Source organism: Kineosporia babensis (assembly GCF_021129305.1).
Taxonomy (GTDB): Bacteria; Actinomycetota; Actinomycetes; order Actinomycetales; family Kineosporiaceae; genus Kineosporia; species Kineosporia babensis.
Genome location: NZ_JAJOMB010000012.1, coordinates 216,890 through 232,498, shown reverse-complemented (window position 1 = coordinate 232,498; position 15,609 = coordinate 216,890). Strand labels below are relative to the sequence as shown.

At 68.7% G+C, this 15,609-nt stretch carries 14 protein-coding genes and 1 tRNA gene; 7 read left to right on the top strand and 8 right to left on the bottom strand.

Going from position 1 to position 15,609, the window contains the following annotated elements:
* Positions 1-27 precede the first annotated feature (27 nt).
* From LR394_RS22495 to LR394_RS22485, 3 genes are all read right to left on the bottom strand, one after another.
* Positions 28-98 (bottom strand) — tRNA-His (locus LR394_RS22495).
* Between the two features lie 62 nt (positions 99-160).
* Positions 161-883: a M15 family metallopeptidase gene (locus tag LR394_RS22490; RefSeq protein WP_231445105.1), complete on the bottom strand. Its 723-nt coding sequence runs from the start codon at positions 881-883 to the stop codon at positions 161-163.
* Positions 884-1,626: 743 nt separating this feature from the next.
* Positions 1,627-2,652: an LLM class flavin-dependent oxidoreductase gene (locus LR394_RS22485; RefSeq protein ID WP_231445103.1), complete on the bottom strand. Its 1,026-nt coding sequence runs from the start codon at positions 2,650-2,652 to the stop codon at positions 1,627-1,629.
* Between the two features lie 137 nt (positions 2,653-2,789).
* Here LR394_RS22485 and LR394_RS22480 point away from each other — a divergent pair, with 137 nt between their 5' ends.
* Positions 2,790-3,626: a hypothetical protein gene (locus LR394_RS22480; RefSeq protein ID WP_231445101.1), complete on the top strand. Its 837-nt coding sequence runs from the start codon at positions 2,790-2,792 to the stop codon at positions 3,624-3,626.
* A 209-nt stretch (positions 3,627-3,835) separates the two neighbouring features.
* On the opposite strand, the gene LR394_RS22475 is transcribed toward LR394_RS22480, so the two are convergent.
* Positions 3,836-5,317, bottom strand: a complete 1,482-nt coding sequence (locus LR394_RS22475) for an MFS transporter (RefSeq protein WP_231445099.1) — start codon at positions 5,315-5,317, stop codon at positions 3,836-3,838.
* Between the two features lie 139 nt (positions 5,318-5,456).
* On the opposite strand from LR394_RS22475, the gene LR394_RS22470 reads away from it, so the two are divergent.
* Positions 5,457-6,164, top strand: coding sequence for an AIM24 family protein (locus LR394_RS22470; RefSeq protein ID WP_231445097.1), 708 nt, complete (start codon positions 5,457-5,459; stop codon positions 6,162-6,164).
* Between the two features lie 328 nt (positions 6,165-6,492).
* Here the strand turns inward: LR394_RS22470 and LR394_RS22465 are convergent, their stop codons facing one another.
* Together LR394_RS22465 and LR394_RS22460 are read right to left on the bottom strand one after the other, a co-directional pair.
* Complete coding sequence (locus LR394_RS22465; protein WP_231445095.1) at positions 6,493-7,155, bottom strand: alpha/beta hydrolase; 663 nt, start codon at positions 7,153-7,155, stop codon at positions 6,493-6,495.
* 17 nt (positions 7,156-7,172) lie between these two features.
* Positions 7,173-8,000, bottom strand: a complete 828-nt coding sequence (locus tag LR394_RS22460; RefSeq protein ID WP_231445092.1) for an acyl-CoA thioesterase — start codon at positions 7,998-8,000, stop codon at positions 7,173-7,175.
* Between the two features lie 93 nt (positions 8,001-8,093).
* Here LR394_RS22460 and LR394_RS22455 point away from each other — a divergent pair, with 93 nt between their 5' ends.
* A complete protein-coding gene (locus LR394_RS22455; RefSeq protein WP_231445090.1) occupies positions 8,094-9,122 on the top strand; it encodes a gamma-glutamylcyclotransferase in 1,029 nt (342 codons plus the stop codon).
* Between the two features lie 8 nt (positions 9,123-9,130).
* Here the strand turns inward: LR394_RS22455 and LR394_RS22450 are convergent, their stop codons facing one another.
* Positions 9,131-10,309 carry an aminotransferase class I/II-fold pyridoxal phosphate-dependent enzyme gene (locus LR394_RS22450; RefSeq protein WP_231445088.1) on the bottom strand — a complete coding sequence of 393 codons (1,179 nt, stop codon included), beginning with the start codon at positions 10,307-10,309 and terminating at the stop codon, positions 9,131-9,133.
* On the opposite strand from LR394_RS22450, the gene LR394_RS22445 reads away from it, so the two are divergent.
* Genes LR394_RS22445 through LR394_RS22430 form a run of 4 tightly spaced genes read left to right on the top strand, consistent with a single transcriptional unit; the run spans position 10,220 to position 13,839 of the window.
* On the top strand, positions 10,220-11,086 hold the full coding sequence (locus tag LR394_RS22445; protein WP_269329561.1) for an ABC transporter ATP-binding protein: 867 nt from the start codon (positions 10,220-10,222) through the stop codon (positions 11,084-11,086). The genes LR394_RS22450 and LR394_RS22445 overlap by 90 nt on opposite strands.
* On the top strand, positions 11,083-12,630 hold the full coding sequence (locus LR394_RS22440) for a DUF6297 family protein (RefSeq protein WP_231445083.1): 1,548 nt from the start codon (positions 11,083-11,085) through the stop codon (positions 12,628-12,630). Before LR394_RS22445 ends, LR394_RS22440 begins: the two co-directional genes overlap by 4 nt.
* Complete coding sequence (locus LR394_RS22435) at positions 12,627-13,307, top strand: SMI1/KNR4 family protein (RefSeq protein WP_231445081.1); 681 nt, start codon at positions 12,627-12,629, stop codon at positions 13,305-13,307. The genes LR394_RS22440 and LR394_RS22435 overlap by 4 nt, the downstream gene beginning before the upstream one ends.
* A gap of 43 nt (positions 13,308-13,350) precedes the next feature.
* A complete protein-coding gene (locus LR394_RS22430) occupies positions 13,351-13,839 on the top strand; it encodes a (2Fe-2S) ferredoxin domain-containing protein (protein WP_231445079.1) in 489 nt (162 codons plus the stop codon).
* On the opposite strand, the gene LR394_RS22425 is transcribed toward LR394_RS22430, so the two are convergent.
* Entirely contained in the window at positions 13,834-15,219 is a 1,386-nt protein-coding gene (locus tag LR394_RS22425; RefSeq protein WP_231445077.1) for a serine hydrolase domain-containing protein, read from the bottom strand. The two genes, LR394_RS22430 and LR394_RS22425, sit on opposite strands and share 6 nt — an antisense overlap.
* Positions 15,220-15,609 lie beyond the last annotated feature (390 nt).

The following is a 15,609-nucleotide window of genomic DNA, read 5'->3' as shown; positions in this document are numbered from 1 at the left end:
CGAGGATACACGAGAACGGTCTTCTTGTACCGGGAGGGGGTATCGAACCCCCGCCTCCTGATCCACAATCAGGTGCTCTACCACTGAGCTATCCCGGCTCGCCGAGAACAGTAGCAGGTTGTTGGCCGGGGTGTGAAACGGGCGCCCACAGGCGCTTTCGTCAGAGGGCCAGGTCGGCATCGGGATCGACCTTCTGCGCGTCCGCGAACGAGGCCTGGTCGTACAGCGCGCCGGGCTGGCGGTAGTACCGCGCCCACTCCTTGTCGCCGTACGAGAAGTGCCACCACTCGCCGTCGAAGGGCGCGAAGCCGGCCGCCATCATGGCCCGGCGCAGCAGCTGCCGGTACTCCCAGGCCTCCCGCGAGACGAACGGGGAGAAGGTGAACGCGTCCCGGTCGGCCTGCATCACCGCGGTGCCCATGTCGACCGGCTGCTCGTCGCGCAGGATCTCCACGGCCACCGCGCCGCCGGTCGGATAGCCGGCCACCTCGGGCACGGCGACGTTCCGGTGCGCCGCCTCGGTCAGCTCCGGCTCGTTCGGATACTGGCCGCGCAGAGCATCTTTCGCAGCCTCGAAGATCCGGGTCTGGTCCTCCAGCGGACGGAAGCCGTAGACCACCTTGAGAGTCAGCGAGCGGTCCAGGTTCTTCAGTTCCTGCCCGGCCGCGTAGAGCATGTCGACGACCGGCCGGCGGACGTAGATCACGTCACCGGTGAGCTCGCTGCGCGCGTGCGGGTGGTGCTCGACCCGCAGCACGCCCTGCGCCGGAACCGGTTCGAAGAGAACGACTTCGTCCACCTCGATCACCGGAACCTCGGCGTAGTCGGCGTACTTCAGCATCTTCTCTTCGAGCAGCTGGTAAACGTCTTCCCGGGTTCCCACGTACGGCCTTCCATGCATCTGACGGATTGGGCGGGGCGAAATCCGGCCGTGGTCCGCGAATGCGTCCCAGCCGGGAGCGAAGGCGCCGATCGGTGCGGGCTTGGCCCGTGCGCCCGGGCCGGTCAGGCCCGGCAGGCTCAATAGGAGCCAGCACCCACCGGCGAGATATGGACGCCGTGATGGGCATGCCGATGATGCACGTGGCCCAGATGCGCGGGCACGGCAGAGCGAGCCGACCCAGAGGTCAGCGCGGTAGCCGAGAGAATGCCCATGATGTTCGGCAAGTTAGCAAGGCGGACGCGGTCTGGCAAACCATCAACCCGAACCCCCGGCCCATGGACGCCGCCCGACACCCCCGCCGCTACCAGCCCTATGAGCACCCAGTAGTACTTGAAGACGCTGCCGGGGCACGCAACATCCATTGCTCACCAACCCTGTGGGCGCCCACCAGCACCTGAGGACACCGCCGGGCACGCAACGTCCATTGCTCACCAATCCTGCGGGGCACCCAGCCCACGCCCCCTCGGCCACCCGCGCCTCCTGCTCGTCGGCCTAGCGGGTCAGCGAGCCGATCCCGCCCTCGCTCCGAGGCACACCCGAACTGCTCCTACCCCAGTGCTATTGCACAGGGCCCGGCGAACGACTGCTCGCGATGTGTAAAGGTGGTCCACTTGGTACCGGGTGTACACATTCTTCAGCTGTCTTCATCCGCCGCCCTCACAGCTCGCGGTCCGAGGCTGCTTCTACTTACCTAGCTCAGCCTGGACGAGCGGAGCGACCTTGGTGCCCATCAGCTCGATCGCCCGGAGAACCTGGTCGTGGGGCAGCGTGCCCACGCTGATGTGCAGCATGAATCGCTCCACGCCGAGCAGCCGCTGTACCTCGACAATCTTCTCCGCCACCTGCTCGGGCGAGCCCAGCACCAGCGATCCGCCGCGTCCCCGCAGGTTGTTGAACGTGTTCTTGGTCATTGCGCCCCAGCCGCGCTCGCGACCCAGCTGAGTCATTGCCTGCGCGTAGGACGGGTAGTACTCCTCCACCGCCTGCTCCGCCGTAGGGGCGACGTAGCCGTGCATGTGAACGGCGAGCGGAGCATCCTTCGGCTCGAAGCCCGCCTCCTTCAGCGCGTGGCGGTGCAGTTGGGCCAGCGGACCGAACTGCGCGGGCTGTCCCCCGATGATCGCGAGTGCGACAGGGAGGCCGTAAGACGCAGCGCGCACGATCGACTGTGGCGTACCCCCGACGGCGACCCAGATGGGGAGCTTGCGCTCGGGGCGGGGGTAGACGCCTTGCTCGTGCAGTTCGGGGCGGAACCTCCCCTGCCAGGTCACTTTCTCTTCCTGGGTGAGCTCGACCAGTAGGTCCAGCTTTTCGGCGAACAGGTCGTCGTAGTCGCTGAGGTCATAGCCGAACAGCGGAAAGGACTCGATGAACGAGCCGCGGCCGGCCATCAACTCGGCGCGGCCTTCGGAGATCAGGTCCAGGGTGGTGAACTCCTGCCAGACCCGCACCGGATCGGCACTCGAGAGCACGGTGACTGCACTGGTCAGCTTGATCTTCTGGGTCCGCGCCGCGGCTGCGGCCAGGAGCACGGTCGGGGCCGAGGCGGCGAAGTCGGCGCGGTGGTGCTCGCCGACGCCGTAGATGTCCAGGCCGACCTGCTCGGCGAGCTCGATCTCGGCCAGCACCTGGCGCAGCCGCAGGCCGTGCGGGGTGGGCACGCCACCCACCGGATAGGTGTCCGCGAAGGTCGTGATGCCCAGTTCCATCTTCGGTCCTCACATCAGGTGGTTGAGCGTTGCACCAAAAGCCTAGCGCGGCCGGGGGTGGCGCAGAATCGCCTGGTCGGGGCGGGAGAGGCAAGTTTGTCGGTGGCAACCCATAGGCTCTGTCGTGTGATGGAACGATGAGCAAAGCAGACGCCGTACGGGCACTGCGCGAGGCCCGGTTCGCGCGGTACGCCGCGCAGAAGAAGGCCGAGGCGAAGGCTCAGCCCGCCAGGCCGGCCCGCCAGAGCTCCGTGGCGGAGTCTGCGGCCGGCGTGTCCGTCGAGCCCCTTGAGCTGGAAGAGGCGGGCGGTAAGGACACGGCCAAACCGCGCAAGCGGGCGGCGGCCAAGAAGGCCCCCGCCCGCAAGGGCGCCAAGGCGGCCGCCGCCGAGGCTGGCTCGCTCGCGCCTGAGGCGGGCGCCGAGGCAGGCTCAGCCACGCCCGGAGCCGGAGTCGAGGCTGGTTCAGTCGCGCCCGGGGCTGAGGCCGGGACCAACTCAGTCACGCCTGGAGCTGGAGCCGAGGCTGATTCAGTCGCGGCTGGGGCCGGAGCCGAGACCGACTCAGCCGCACCTGGGGTTGGGGCCGAGACCAACTCAGCCACCCCCGAGGCCGACGCCGAAGCTGGAGCTGCGGGCAAGACCGGGGTTGGGTCTAAGGCTGGCGCCGTAGCCGGGTCCCAGGCAGCGGCGGCGGGTGCAATCGCCGACGCGAAGGCCAAGTCCCTGGTGGGCGGCGATGCGGAGGCCGACAGCACCGCGGCGAAGCCCGCTGCTGCGGTGGCAGACGTCTCGGCCGGCAAAGAGGGCAAGGTCATCGACCTGCGTACGGCCGCGGCCGACAGCGAGCCCGAGGCCGCACTGGCCGAAGCGGAGGACGAGCCCGAAGAAGAGGCGTGCGGCCACCGGAGCATGAACGGCCGCACCTGCACCAGGCCCAAGGGCCACCCGCAGAAGAGCCACCGCTACAACTGAGCCAGGCCTCGCAGCTTGAACCAGGCCTGCGCAGCTTGAGCGAGGGCTCGCAGCAGTGAGGCGTTCCCGGAACGTCACCTCTGGACCGCAGGCGCTGCCGATCCGCGCGGCCGCGCCGCGGTACAGACATCCAGCAGCCGCGGTACAGACATCTACAAGCCCGGCCAAGCAACGTGAGCCTGGTCCAGCGGGCAAGGACAAGAGCCAGGTCAGGTGGACGAGCGGCTCGGCGCGGCCGACAGCGGTGCAGCGATGTCCTCCAGGTTGCGGTTCTCCGCGTCCACCCCGATCCACCACTCCAGCAGCCCGGCCACCAGCATCAGCCCGGCGCCCAGGTAGTACCCGCCCGCCACCGCGCTGAAGCTCTCGGTCTCGACCAGCCGGCCGAACAACAGCGGGCCGATGATTCCGCCCAGTCCCGTGCCCACCGCGTAGAAGAACGCGATGGCCATGGCGCGGGTCTCCATCGGGAAGATCTCGCTCACCGTCAGGTAGGCCGCGCTCGCTCCGGCCGAGGCGAAGAAGAAGACCACGCACCAGGCCACGGTCAGCGTCACCGCGCTGAACACCTCCTGCTGGAACAGGACTCCGGTGGCGATCAGGAACAGCGAGCTCAGCACGTAGCTCAGGGTGATCATGGTGCGCCGGCCGACGGTGTCGAAGAACGGCCCCAGCAGCAGCGGGCCAAGGAAGTTCCCCAGCGCCAGCGGGATGATGTAGAGCCCCACCGTGCCCGAGCCGATGTCGAAGAACGTGGTCAGCACCAGGCCCTGGGTGAAGAACACCGCGTTGTACAGGAATGCCTGGCCGACGAAAAGGCCCAGCCCGAGCGCGGAACGGCTGGGATAGGTACGGATCATCGTACGGATGATCTCGAACACCTTGACCGGGCCGCGCTCGTGGATCTCGATCGCCCGGTCCGCGGGCACCGGTTCCAGCTTCAGCTTGTCCCGGTGCTCCACGGTGTGCTCGATCTGCTCGACGATCGCCGAGGCCTCTTCGTGCTTGCCGTGAATCGTCAGCCAGCGCGGGCTTTCCGGGACGTTGCGCCGCACCAGCAGGATCACCAGGCCGAGGATCGCGCCCATCCCGAAGGCCACCCGCCAGCCCAGGTCGGCCGCGAAGATGTCGGTGTCCAGCAACACCAGGGTCAGGGCGGCCCCCACCGCCGCGCCGAGCCAGTACGAGCCGTTGATCATCAGGTCGATCCGGCCGCGCAACCGGGCGGGCATCAGCTCGTCGATGGCCGAGTTGATCGCCGCGTACTCGCCGCCGATCCCGGCCCCGGTGAAGAACCGGCAGGCGTAGAAGAACCAGACGTTCATCGAGAACGCGGTCAGCACGGTCGCGGCCAGATACACCCCGAGGGTGATCATGAACAGCTTCTTGCGGCCGTACTTCTCGGTCAGCTGCCCGAAGTACAGCGCGCCCAGACAGGCCCCGGCCACGTAGACCGCCGCTGCCTGGCCGATCTGTGCGGCGGACAGCTCCAGACCGCTACCGGCCTCGGTCAGCCGGTCGCCCAGCGCCCCGACGATGGTGACCTCGAGACCGTCCAGGATCCAGACCGTGCCCAGCCCGATGAGGACGGTGATGTGCCAGCTCGACCAGGGCAGGCGATCCAGGCGAGCGGGAAGGTTGCTTCGCAGGACCCGGCCGTCCCCCGTGCCCTGCTGCGGCGTCGTCGTCACGCATCAGACCTTGAACCTGTGATCCGCCTCATGCATGTCGAGCTGACCCGCATTGTCCGGAAGTTCCCCCTCGGGCAGGCCTGGATGATCACGCGGCAAGCCTCTGCCACAACCTCGATCACGCCCCTAGGCTGGGCAGATGCAGAGCAGTCTGTTTCATGAGTCGAATCTCGAGATCTCCGGGCAGAACCGGTTCGCGCTCCAGAACTCGCAGATGCTGCGGGTCGCGCTCGGACCCGACGTGCTCGCGGCCAAGGGGGCGATGGTCGCGTACCAGGGTCAGGTCACCTTCAACCACGAGGGCTCCGGCAGCGTCGGCAAGCTGCTGAAGAAGGTGCTCACCAACGAGGACCTGCCGCTGATGCGGGTCTCCGGCCAGGGCGAGGTGTTCTTCGCCAACGAGGCCGGCTACATCCACCTGGTCGACCTGACCGGCGACGCGCTCAGCGTCAACGGGCAGAACCTGATCGCCTTCGACGCGGCCCTGAACTGGGACATCAAGCGTGTGCAGGGCGCCGGCATGATGGCCGGCGGCCTGTTCAACACGGTGCTTTCCGGGCAGGGCACGGCCGCGCTGGTGTCGGTGGGCCAGCCGGTGGTGCTGGACTGCTCGCAGCAGCCCACCTTCGTCGACGTCCAGGCCGCGGTGGCCTGGTCGGCCAACCTGGTGCCGAACATCGTCTCCAGCATGAACATGCGCTCGATGCTCCGGGGCGGGACTGGCGAGGCCTTCCAGTATTCCTTCCACGGGCCGGGTTTCGTGATCGTCCAGCCGAGCGAGTGGAGCGCGGCCGCTCAGCAGGCCCAGCAGTCCGGGGGCGGCGGGCTGGGTGGCCTGTTCAGCTGATCGGGAAACCGTGTTGCAGCCGCTGGTCACCAAAGCGGCTGCAACACAGTCCAGAACCAAAATGAGACGTTTGTGGTCACCGAAGCACAACGGTCGCCTTCGGATTGGACTTGGGGACGGTGTGGGCGCCCAGCTGCCGATCGGCACCAAGGCGAGTCGAGCGTCCTCAAACGAAACTGAAGACGCATGCGGTCGCCGAAGCGCGTAGGTCACCTCCGCACGAAACCAGTCGCGAAAGCGGTGCGCTCGCAGCTCGAACCCGACCACCGAAGGCTCGCCGAACGTCCCCACATCCGATCCAGAGCCGCACCCGGGCAGGTGAGCCGGGTCAGACGTCCTTACTTTCGGCCGCAACCCGCTCGCCCAGCCAGCTTCCCAGATCCTCCAGGACCGGCATCGAAATTCCATGCCCACCCGGAGCTCTCAGCGCCCGGACCACCGCACCCGAACCGTCCGTCAGATAGTTCCAGGTGCGCTCGAGCAGCTCCCGCGGGATCACCGCATCGTCCAGCCCTTGACCCACGAAAACCGGTAGTCCAGCAAGGTGATCGGGATCGACCGGAACCCCGGCGTCAAAAGGCAACGTACCGTACAGAATGGCCGCGCCAGCGAAACGCGTTGGCCGGTCTAGGATCAGCCCACCCACGAAGGCCGCACCACCCGAGAAACCAACCAGGTAGACCGGTCGCTCGCTCGCGAAATCCTCGAGCCAGGCGGTGAACCAGTCCATGGTCTTGCGCAGCGAATCCGCCTTCGGCCGCCCGATGCCCCGGTTGGCGAACCAGGCGTAGCCGCCGCCTTCTGCGATCGGCGCTCGAACTGCCACATACTGGGCACCTTCCGGCAGGTGACCGGCCAGGCCGATGATGTCCTGCTCGTTCGAGCCCCGCCCGTGCAGCAGCACGACCAGCGGCTTCGGCCCGTCCGTGGCCTCGATGGACCCGGAGTGCTGCACGATCACCGGAGCGGGGAACGTCGAATCGTTGAGCATTCAAATACTGTAGCCGGTCAGGTCGCCCGCCGTACACGCCGGGGCCGGGGTTTGCCCACGGGGTTGGGCCGATAGAGGGATTCCTGAGCCAGGGCGGCGACCAGCCGGCCGTCCTCGGAGAAGAGCCGCCCGGAGTACATTCCGCGGCCCGCTGCGATCGAGTGACCGGTCAGATCCATCAGCACCCAGGTGTTCAGATCGACCGGGCGGTGGAACCAGATCGCATGGTCCAGGCTGGTCAGGAGCATGGTGGGCGCGGGGGTGGTGAGCGTGGACAGACCGGTCAGGATGTCGGACAAGTAGGTCAGCACGCAGGCCTGCAGGTGCGGCTCGTCCGGGATCGGGGTCTGGGCCCGGGCCCAGACCCGCGAAGGGCGGGCGGCCGGATCGCTCTCGGGCCGGCGGCCGGCCTCGAAGAAGTCGATGCCCACCGTGTCTGCCTCCAGCCGGGATCCGTTCCCCGGCAAGGCTTCACCCAGCAACGCTTCATCCGGCAAAGCTTCGTCCGGCATGACCTCGGCCTGTAGATCGGGGCCGTCCTCAGGCTGGTGGAACGAAGCCGCCAGGTTCAGCACGACCTGACCACCCTGACGCGCCACCACTCGCCGGGCCGAGTACGAACGGCCGTCCCGGTCCCGGTGCACCTCGAAAATCACTGGCCGGGAAGGGTCACCCGGGCGGAGGAAGTAGCCGTGCAGCGAGTGGGCCGGCCGGTCGCCAGCGACGGTGTACCCGGCGGCCCGCAGCGCCTGGGCCGCGACCTGGCCGCCGAAAAGCCCGTAGGGATCGGGATAGACCGTGTTCGAGCGGTAGAGGTCGGTGTCGATCTCCTCCAAGGTGAGCAACTCGACCAGGGTAGGAACGCTGACGGCAGTGATGACGACCTCCCGAAGACGAAATCCAGGCGAGCGTAGCGGTACACGACCTATCTTCGGACCATGCAGAATCCCGTCGTCACCAGTTCCCGGGCCCGCGTGGTCGGGCGGATCGCCGACCATCTGGCCGCCTTGGACCCGGGCCACCCGCTGCGCGTAGGGGTGGACGGCATCACCGCGGCCGGCAAGACCACCCTGGCCGCTGAACTGGCCGTGGCCGTACGCGAGCGCGGCCGACCGGTGATCCTGCTCAGCTTCGACGGCTATCACCATCCTCGTTCGCGCCGGCACCGGCAGGGTCGGGAGTCGGCGGACGGCTACTACGAGGACGCATACAACACCGAGGCCATGCGTTCTGAGTTACTCGATCGGCTCGGCCCCGGTGGTGATGGGCGGTATCGCCCGGCGGTGCTCGATCTGGCCGGCGACCAGCCGGTGAAGGACGAGCCGCTGACTGCGCCGGCGAATGCGGTGCTGCTGACCGACGGCAGTTTTCTCCAGCGGCCGGAGCTGGTGGACGGCTGGGACCAGGTCGTCTATCTCGACGTGGATTTCGAGGTGGCTCAGACCCGGGGGGCGGAGCGGGACACGGAGTTGCTCGGTGGGCCGCAGCGGGCGGCCGAGCTTTTCGTCAAGCGGTATCACGCGGCCTGCCGCCGCTACCTCGCCGAGAACGATCCGCGGGGCCGGGCCCAGATCGTCGTGGCCAACAACGATCCGGCCGCGGCCCGGCTGGTCCGGATCGGCGGAGCGGAAGGTGACTCGGTGCAGTTGTTCTCGTACGGAACGCTGCAGCTGCCCGAGGTTCAGCGCTCGCAGTTCGGGCGGCTGCTGGACGGGCAGCCCGACCAGATCACCGGCTACCGGCAGGACTGGCTGACGATCACCGATCCGGCGGTGATCGCCGCCAGCGGTACCGATCGCCATCCGGTGGTCGGAGCCGGTGCGCCCGGCGATTCGGTGTCGGGCACGGTCTTCAGCATTACTCCGGACGAGCTGGCGGCCGCCGATCTTTACGAGGTGGACGAGTACCGGCGCCGTCTGGTCCCGCTCGCCTCGGGCGGGAGTGCCTGGGTCTACCTCAGGCTTTGAGGGGCGGCTCAGGCTTTGAGGGCAGCGGTGAATTCGGCCAGCCGGGTCAGGCCTTCCTTCAGCTCAGCGACCGAGGCCGAGTAGGACAGGCGGACGTAGCGGTCGGCGCCGATCCGGCCGAAGTCCTTTCCGGGGGTGAGGGCCACGTGCTTCTCGGCCAGGGCACGCTCGCAGAAGTCCCACGCGCTCAGGCCGGTGCCGGAGACGTCGAAGTAGGCGTAGAAGGCTCCGTCGGGCACCACCGGCACGGGCAGGCCCGCCGCTTCCAGGCCTTCCACCACGACCGACCGGCGACGCTCGAACTCCTGCCGCCGGTCCTCGGCCACCGCCAGCGACTGCGGGGTGAAGCATTCCAGCGCCGCGTACTGGGCCGGGGTGGACGGGCAGATGTAGTAGTTCTGCGCCAGCCGCTCCATCACCGGCACGAACTGCTCGGGCACCACGCACCAGCCCAGCCGCCAGCCGGTCATGCCGAAGTACTTCGAGAAGCTGTTGATCACGAAGGCGTCCGGGTCGGTGGCGAGCACGCTGGCCGGGGCCCGGCCCTCGGCGTCACGGCGGCCCAGGTTCAGGTAGATCTCGTCGACGATCCGCCAGGCGTCCCGCTCCCGGGCGAAGTCGCAGATCGCCTTCAGCTCGGCCGCCTCGATCGAGGTGCCGGTGGGGTTGGACGGGGTGGCGATCATGATGCCGCGGGTGCCCTCGGCCCAGTTCGCCTGCACCGCAGCCAGGTCCAGCTGGAACCGGGTCTCGGCGGTGGTCGGCACGAGAACCACCTCGGCGCCGAAGCTCTCGGCGAACTGGCGGTTGCACGGGTACGACGGATCGCTGATCAGCACGCGGTCGCCCGGGTCCACCAGAGCCGCGCTGACCAGCAGCAACGCGGCCGAGGCACCGGCGGTGACGATGATCCGCCGCGGGTCCACCACCACGTCGTGCTCGCTGCGGTAGAAACCGGCGATGGCCTGGCGCAGTTCCAGCAGGCCGGTCGCGCCGGTGTACGGCAGTGGGCGGCCGTCGGCGATCTTCTGCAGGGCGCTCAGCACGGCCGGGGGTGCGCCGAAGTCCGGCTCGCCCAGGTTCAGCTTGATCACCGGATGGCCCTCGGCCTCCAGCGCCTGGGCGTTCTTACCGAACTCCATCGCGTAGAAGGGCTGGACGGCCAGGGCGCGCTGCGAAGGTCTCACCCGCACAGGATAGGAACATCCGCGCCGTCCCGTTCGTACCTGATCTTGAACGGCTGTCCGAGGGGCAAGGGGTGGATCGGTACGGTGTCAGGCGTGGACGGGGTTCTGCTCGAGGTGGACGGCCTGGAAGTCGGGTACGGGCTGCCGGTCTGCCCACCGATCGATCTGCGGGTCGGGGCCGGCGAGGTGGTCGCGGTGATCGGCTCGAACGGCTCGGGCAAGTCCACCTTGCTGCGTACCGTGGTCGGCCTGCTGGAGCCGCTGAACGGCCGGCTGCAGATGTTCGGCGCCGACCTGGACGAGCGCAGCACCGGCTTCCGGGCGGCGGTGGCCGCCGAACTCGGGGACGAGGCGTTCTTCCCCACCCTGACCGTGCGCGAGCACCTGCTGCTGACCTGCTACGGCCACGGCGTGGACGACCCGGACGGGGTGACCGACTACCAGATCGAGGTTTTCGGCCTGACCGAGCGCGCGAACGCGCTGCCCTCCGCCCTTTCGTCCGGCCAGCGCCGGCGCCTGGCCCTGGCTGCGGCCTTCGCCCGGCCGCGCTCGCTGATGATCCTGGACGAGCCCGAACAGCGGCTGGACGCGACGATCCGGGGTGCGCTGGGCGGCTGGCTGGTCGAGGAACGTGAGGCCGGCGGCAGCGTCCTGATGGCCACCCACGACCCGGAACTGCTGATCAGGACGGCCACCAAGGTCCTGGTGATCTCCGACGACGAGATCCGCCTGGTCGGCCCGGAGCGTGGTGTCGAGATCATCCGGCACGAACTGTGAGCCGTCCCCTGCCCTCGGGCAAGCACATCCGGCGTCTCACCCGCGACGCCACCAAGTACCACTCCGACGCCCAGCTCAGCGATCTGCTCGGCAACGTCTACATCGGCCTGTTCACCGTGGCGATGGCCGCCTCGATGATCTTCGCGCTCACGTCGCAGCTGGCGCCGGGCGAAGGCCCGCTGCGGCCGAGCGCTTCGGGCGGGCCCGGGCTGGACGTGGGCTGGATCGCGGTGCTGCCGGCGACCGCGGCGGTGGCTGCGTTCATCGGGCTGGTCGTCCGTCTGGGTCCGCTCTCGCTCTCCGCGGCCGAGGCCGGCTGGTGGTTGCCGATGCCGGTGGACCGGCGCTCGCTGCTGCTGTCCTCCGCCCTGCGCTGGCCGGCGATCGGCCTGGTGGTCGGGGCGCTGGCCGGTACCGCGGTGGCCTTCGCGATGCCTGCAGGCGGGCTGGTCATGCTCGGCTGCGCGGCCTTCGGGGCGATGCTGACGGTGACTCTGGTGATCGTGGCCGGGCTGGTGCAGCCGAGGCCGGAGGCCGGCCGGGCGCTGCGGTGGACGGCTGATGCGGTGGCCACGGCCGTCCCGGTGATCGGCATCCTTCTGGCGGTTTCCGGCACTCGGGCCCCACAGCCCGGCCTGCTCCTGCTGCCGATCGCGCTGCTCCTGACCGGCGCTGCGGTAGCTCTCTGGAATCGGTGGGACAACAACCTGGCCGATGTGCAGGGGCGAAGCCTGCGGCATCACGGCGCGGTCACCGATGAGGCCCTGGTCGCCGTGCTCTCGCTGGACACCCGTTCGCTCGGCCGGGCCCTCGCGGTCCGCACCGAGTCTCCCCAGCGTTCCCGGTCGTCGCGCATGTCCTGGCTGGCCCGCGTCCCCCGTTCCTGGAGACCGCACGCCGCCCTGATCTCCGCCGACGCGTTGTTGTTCGCCCGCACGGTTCGTCAGCCGGCTCAGGTGTTCCTGGCGCTGGCCCTGCCCGGCATCGGTCTGCTGGTCCCGGATCCGGGACCGGTCAGCACCGTCGCCATGCTCCTGATCGGTGCCTACATCGCGTCGCTGGCCACCGCCGAAGGGATCCGGCGCGCACAGCTCAGCCCCGGTCTGGACGCAGCCCTGCCGATCGGTCAGCGCATCGTCCGGCTCTCCCGGCTGGCGCTTCCGGCCACGGTGATGAGCGGATGGTTCCTGGTGATCACCGCGGTGATCGGCTGGCGGTACGGCGATCCGGCCGCCTGGCTCCTGCTCGGGCTGCTCACCGGCCCGGCCTGGGGGGCCGCGGCGCTGCGCGCGGGCTACCGCCCGGTCACCACGTTCGGAGGTCCGCTGATCTACACCCCGATGGGCTCTCTGCCACCGGGACTGAGCGCCTCGATGATGAGGGGACCGGACGTCGCGCTGGTCGGTAGCGTGCCGATCGTCGTGGCGCTGATCCTCGGTCACACTCCCCCGCTGCTGTTCGGGTTGTCAGTGGTGCTGACCGCGGTTGCCGTCCTGATCGCCTTGTACGACGATTCCCAGCCGACCCGAGGGGAGCCGAAGTGACCGAGGAAACCATCGCCCCGCCGTCCGCCGAGGTCCAGAACGCATGGACGTTGTTGCTGGAATCGCTGGCCCGGTCCGGTTACGCGGTGGACGAGTTGGTCCGCCCGGGCGCGGCTGCGGACGACATCGCGGCCGTGCAGAAGGAGATCGGCCGCGCTCTGCCCGCCGATCTGGCCGGGCTCCACCAACTCAGCGACGGGCAGACGGACTGGTACCAGCTCACTCACGGAGCCCACGCCCAGACCGTTCGCGATCGGGGACGCTGGGTGTGCGCCTTGTTCGGGGACGGCTGGAGTTTCGATCCGGTGAGCAAGGTGGCCGACGGCTGGACGATGTGGAAAGAGGTCCGGGACGGGTACTCGCCGCAGGAGCTGGCCGACAACTTCGACAGTGCGGTCGAGGTGCGCGCGGGTGATCCGGTCCAGGGGCTGTACACCTCGCCCGACTGGATCGGCTTCGCCACCGACGGTGGGGGTAACCAGCTGGCGGTGGATCTGGCTCCGGCCGCGGGTGGCACGTTCGGGCAGGTGATCGTGATCGGTTCGGACGAGGATCTGCGACGGGTGGTCGCGCCCGGCATCGTGCCCTTGCTGGAGCTGTGTGCGCAGCGAGTGGCCGAGGTGGACGGCGCGCAGGTGAACGACGACGGGGTGCTGCTCTACGACCTCGAGGGCTGATCTCTGTTGAGAATGATTTTCATTCGATCTACAGTTGACCGCCATGAGCAGGCAGCGCAAGCCCGGTCGCGATCGGGGCCGTCCGAACCAGCACCTGGCGGCGCAGCCGGTGCCGCACCGCAGCCATCTCGGGGCGCCTTCCGGTGATCAGGGCGGACCGGTGGTGGCGGTCTGCACCGGCCCCCGCTGCGCGGCCCTGTGCCGGCTGACCGGCACCGGCTCGGAGAGCGACCCGTTGAACGCCCGGCTCCGTGAGGCAACCCGGCAGACCACGGGCGGCATCCTGATCTCGACCGGATGCCTGGGCCGCTGCGATCTTTCGGCCGTGGTGCTGCTCACCTGGCGTTACCAGTCGCCGCCGCCGATCGCCCTGGCCGGGATGCACCAGCCGCAGCGCATGCAGGCCCTGACCGAATGGCTGCCCGGCCACGGACCCCGCCGGGCCCTGTTCGAGCGCCGGATGGCGGCCGGCGATCTGGCCGACGCGATGGCCGAGGCGGCCGAGCCGCAGCTGCTTCCGCCGGGCTCATGAGCAGGCCGCGTGCACCCCGTCCCAGAACTGCGCTGTCAGGGCCTCCGGAGCAGGCGAAGTCATGGCCCGCTGAGTGAGCAGAATCCCCGCTGAGCCGACCACCGGATCACAGCCCCAGCTCGTCCCCAGGCCGCCCGACCAGGCGTAGGCACCGGCCGACTCGCCATCCCCGGCAACCGTCCGGACCGCCAGGCCGAAACCCCAGCCGTGCGTGTCGAAGAACCCCGGAACCCAGATGGTGCGCGACTTCTGCGCGGCCGAGAGCTGATCCGTGGTCATGGCCGTGAACAGCTCGTCCGACAGCAGACGCTCACCCTGAAACACCCCACGCCCGAGCATGAGCCGGGTGAAGGCCAGAAGATCGTCAACCGTCGAAACCAGACCACCCGCGCCAGATTCCAGACGCGGTGGAGACGACCATTGGCTGCCCTCGGACGGATCGAAGAGGTCCAGCCCGTCCCCGTTCGGGGTGTAGCTCGCGGTCAGGCGCTTGATGCTTGCGCCGGGCACGCTGAAGCCGGTGTCGCGCATACCTAGCCGGTCGAAAATCCTCTCCTGCAGGACCTTCTGCAGTGTGGAACCGGTTGCCCTGGCCATCAGAATGCCCAGCAGGTCGCTCGAGGTGTTGTACGCCCAGGCGGCGCCGGGCTGATGGAGCAGGGGAAGGTTGCCGAGGGCGGCAAGGTACTCGTCAGGGGTTTTCGTCTTGGCGGGCTGCGGCGGACCGGGCGCCCCGATGGCCCGGTCGAGCGCGGCCTGGATGGGATAGGTATCGGGCATGGCCATGACCAGCCCCAGGCCCGAGGTGAACCTGAGCAGATCCACGACGAGAATGGGACGCTCGGCCGGAACCGTATCGGTCACCGGGCTTTCGAGACTGCGCAGCACCTGGCGGTCGGCCAGCTCGGGCAGCAAGCGGTCGACCGGCTCGTCCAGACCGAAAATACCCTCCTTGATCATCTGCAGCGCGGCGAAGGCAACGATGGGCTTGGCGAGTGAGGCGATCCGGAAGATGCTGTCGCGCTGCACCGGAACTGCGCTGTCAAGGCCGAGAGTACCTACGCAGAAAACGTCCTCCTGAAACCCGTGCCACCCCGCCTCGCCACCACCCACCACCGCACCGCGGAGCTGGGGCAGCTCATCGTCGGCGTCCACGCCTACAGCGCCCTTGCCCAGACCTGCCTCCGCACCTTCTGCCCCCGCACCTTCTGCCCCCGCACCTTCCGCCCCCGCACCTTCCGCCACCACGCCGGCCGACCTAGCCGCCCGCGTCCGCGGTTTCTCAGCGCGAACCACCGCCGCGACCAGACCAGGCGCCTGACCCGCAGCTACCTGCGCCTCCAGGTCGGCATGCAGCTTTTCGAGCGCTTCGGTGGACATGGGCACAATCCGCTCCCCTGGCTAGGCATCCGCTTCACCAGTAAGACGGCTGCTCCTCCGAAGACTCATCGCCCAGCTTGCTTTATCGCCCCAGCCCGCCGCACCACGCAGCCACCTAGGTCGTGCTTTGGGGAAGTCCATGCCTACTGCGGGGATGCAGTCGACCCGGTCATGGTTAGCGACTACCGCATCGCGCCCGGCAAGGAGAGGCAGTGCCCCACTGCGCGGGGGTCAGGTGGGGGCATCTCGATCGTGTGTACACCTGGTACCAGATGGATCGTCTTTACACATCGCGAGCAGTCGTTTGCCATCGGCCGGGCGCCGGTACGAGCGATTCGAGCGAGTGCGTAAACAAAGTGCCGCAGAGCGCACTTTGTTTACATGCTGTCG

What these genes read in the sequence shown, in the direction of transcription:
- LR394_RS22485 (WP_231445103.1), bottom strand. Translation starts at nt 2,652, where the DNA reads ATGGAACTGGGCATCACGACCTTCGCGGACACCTATCCGGTGGGTGGC.
- LR394_RS22480 (WP_231445101.1), top strand. Translation starts at nt 2,790, where the DNA reads ATGAGCAAAGCAGACGCCGTACGGGCACTGCGCGAGGCCCGGTTCGCG.
- LR394_RS22470 (WP_231445097.1), top strand. Translation starts at nt 5,457, where the DNA reads ATGCAGAGCAGTCTGTTTCATGAGTCGAATCTCGAGATCTCCGGGCAG.
- LR394_RS22465 (WP_231445095.1), bottom strand. Translation starts at nt 7,155, where the DNA reads ATGCTCAACGATTCGACGTTCCCCGCTCCGGTGATCGTGCAGCACTCC.
- LR394_RS22455 (WP_231445090.1), top strand. Translation starts at nt 8,094, where the DNA reads ATGCAGAATCCCGTCGTCACCAGTTCCCGGGCCCGCGTGGTCGGGCGG.
- LR394_RS22445 (WP_269329561.1), top strand. Translation starts at nt 10,220, where the DNA reads ATGGCCCTCGGCCTCCAGCGCCTGGGCGTTCTTACCGAACTCCATCGC.
- LR394_RS22430 (WP_231445079.1), top strand. Translation starts at nt 13,351, where the DNA reads ATGAGCAGGCAGCGCAAGCCCGGTCGCGATCGGGGCCGTCCGAACCAG.
- LR394_RS22425 (WP_231445077.1), bottom strand. Translation starts at nt 15,219, where the DNA reads ATGTCCACCGAAGCGCTCGAAAAGCTGCATGCCGACCTGGAGGCGCAG.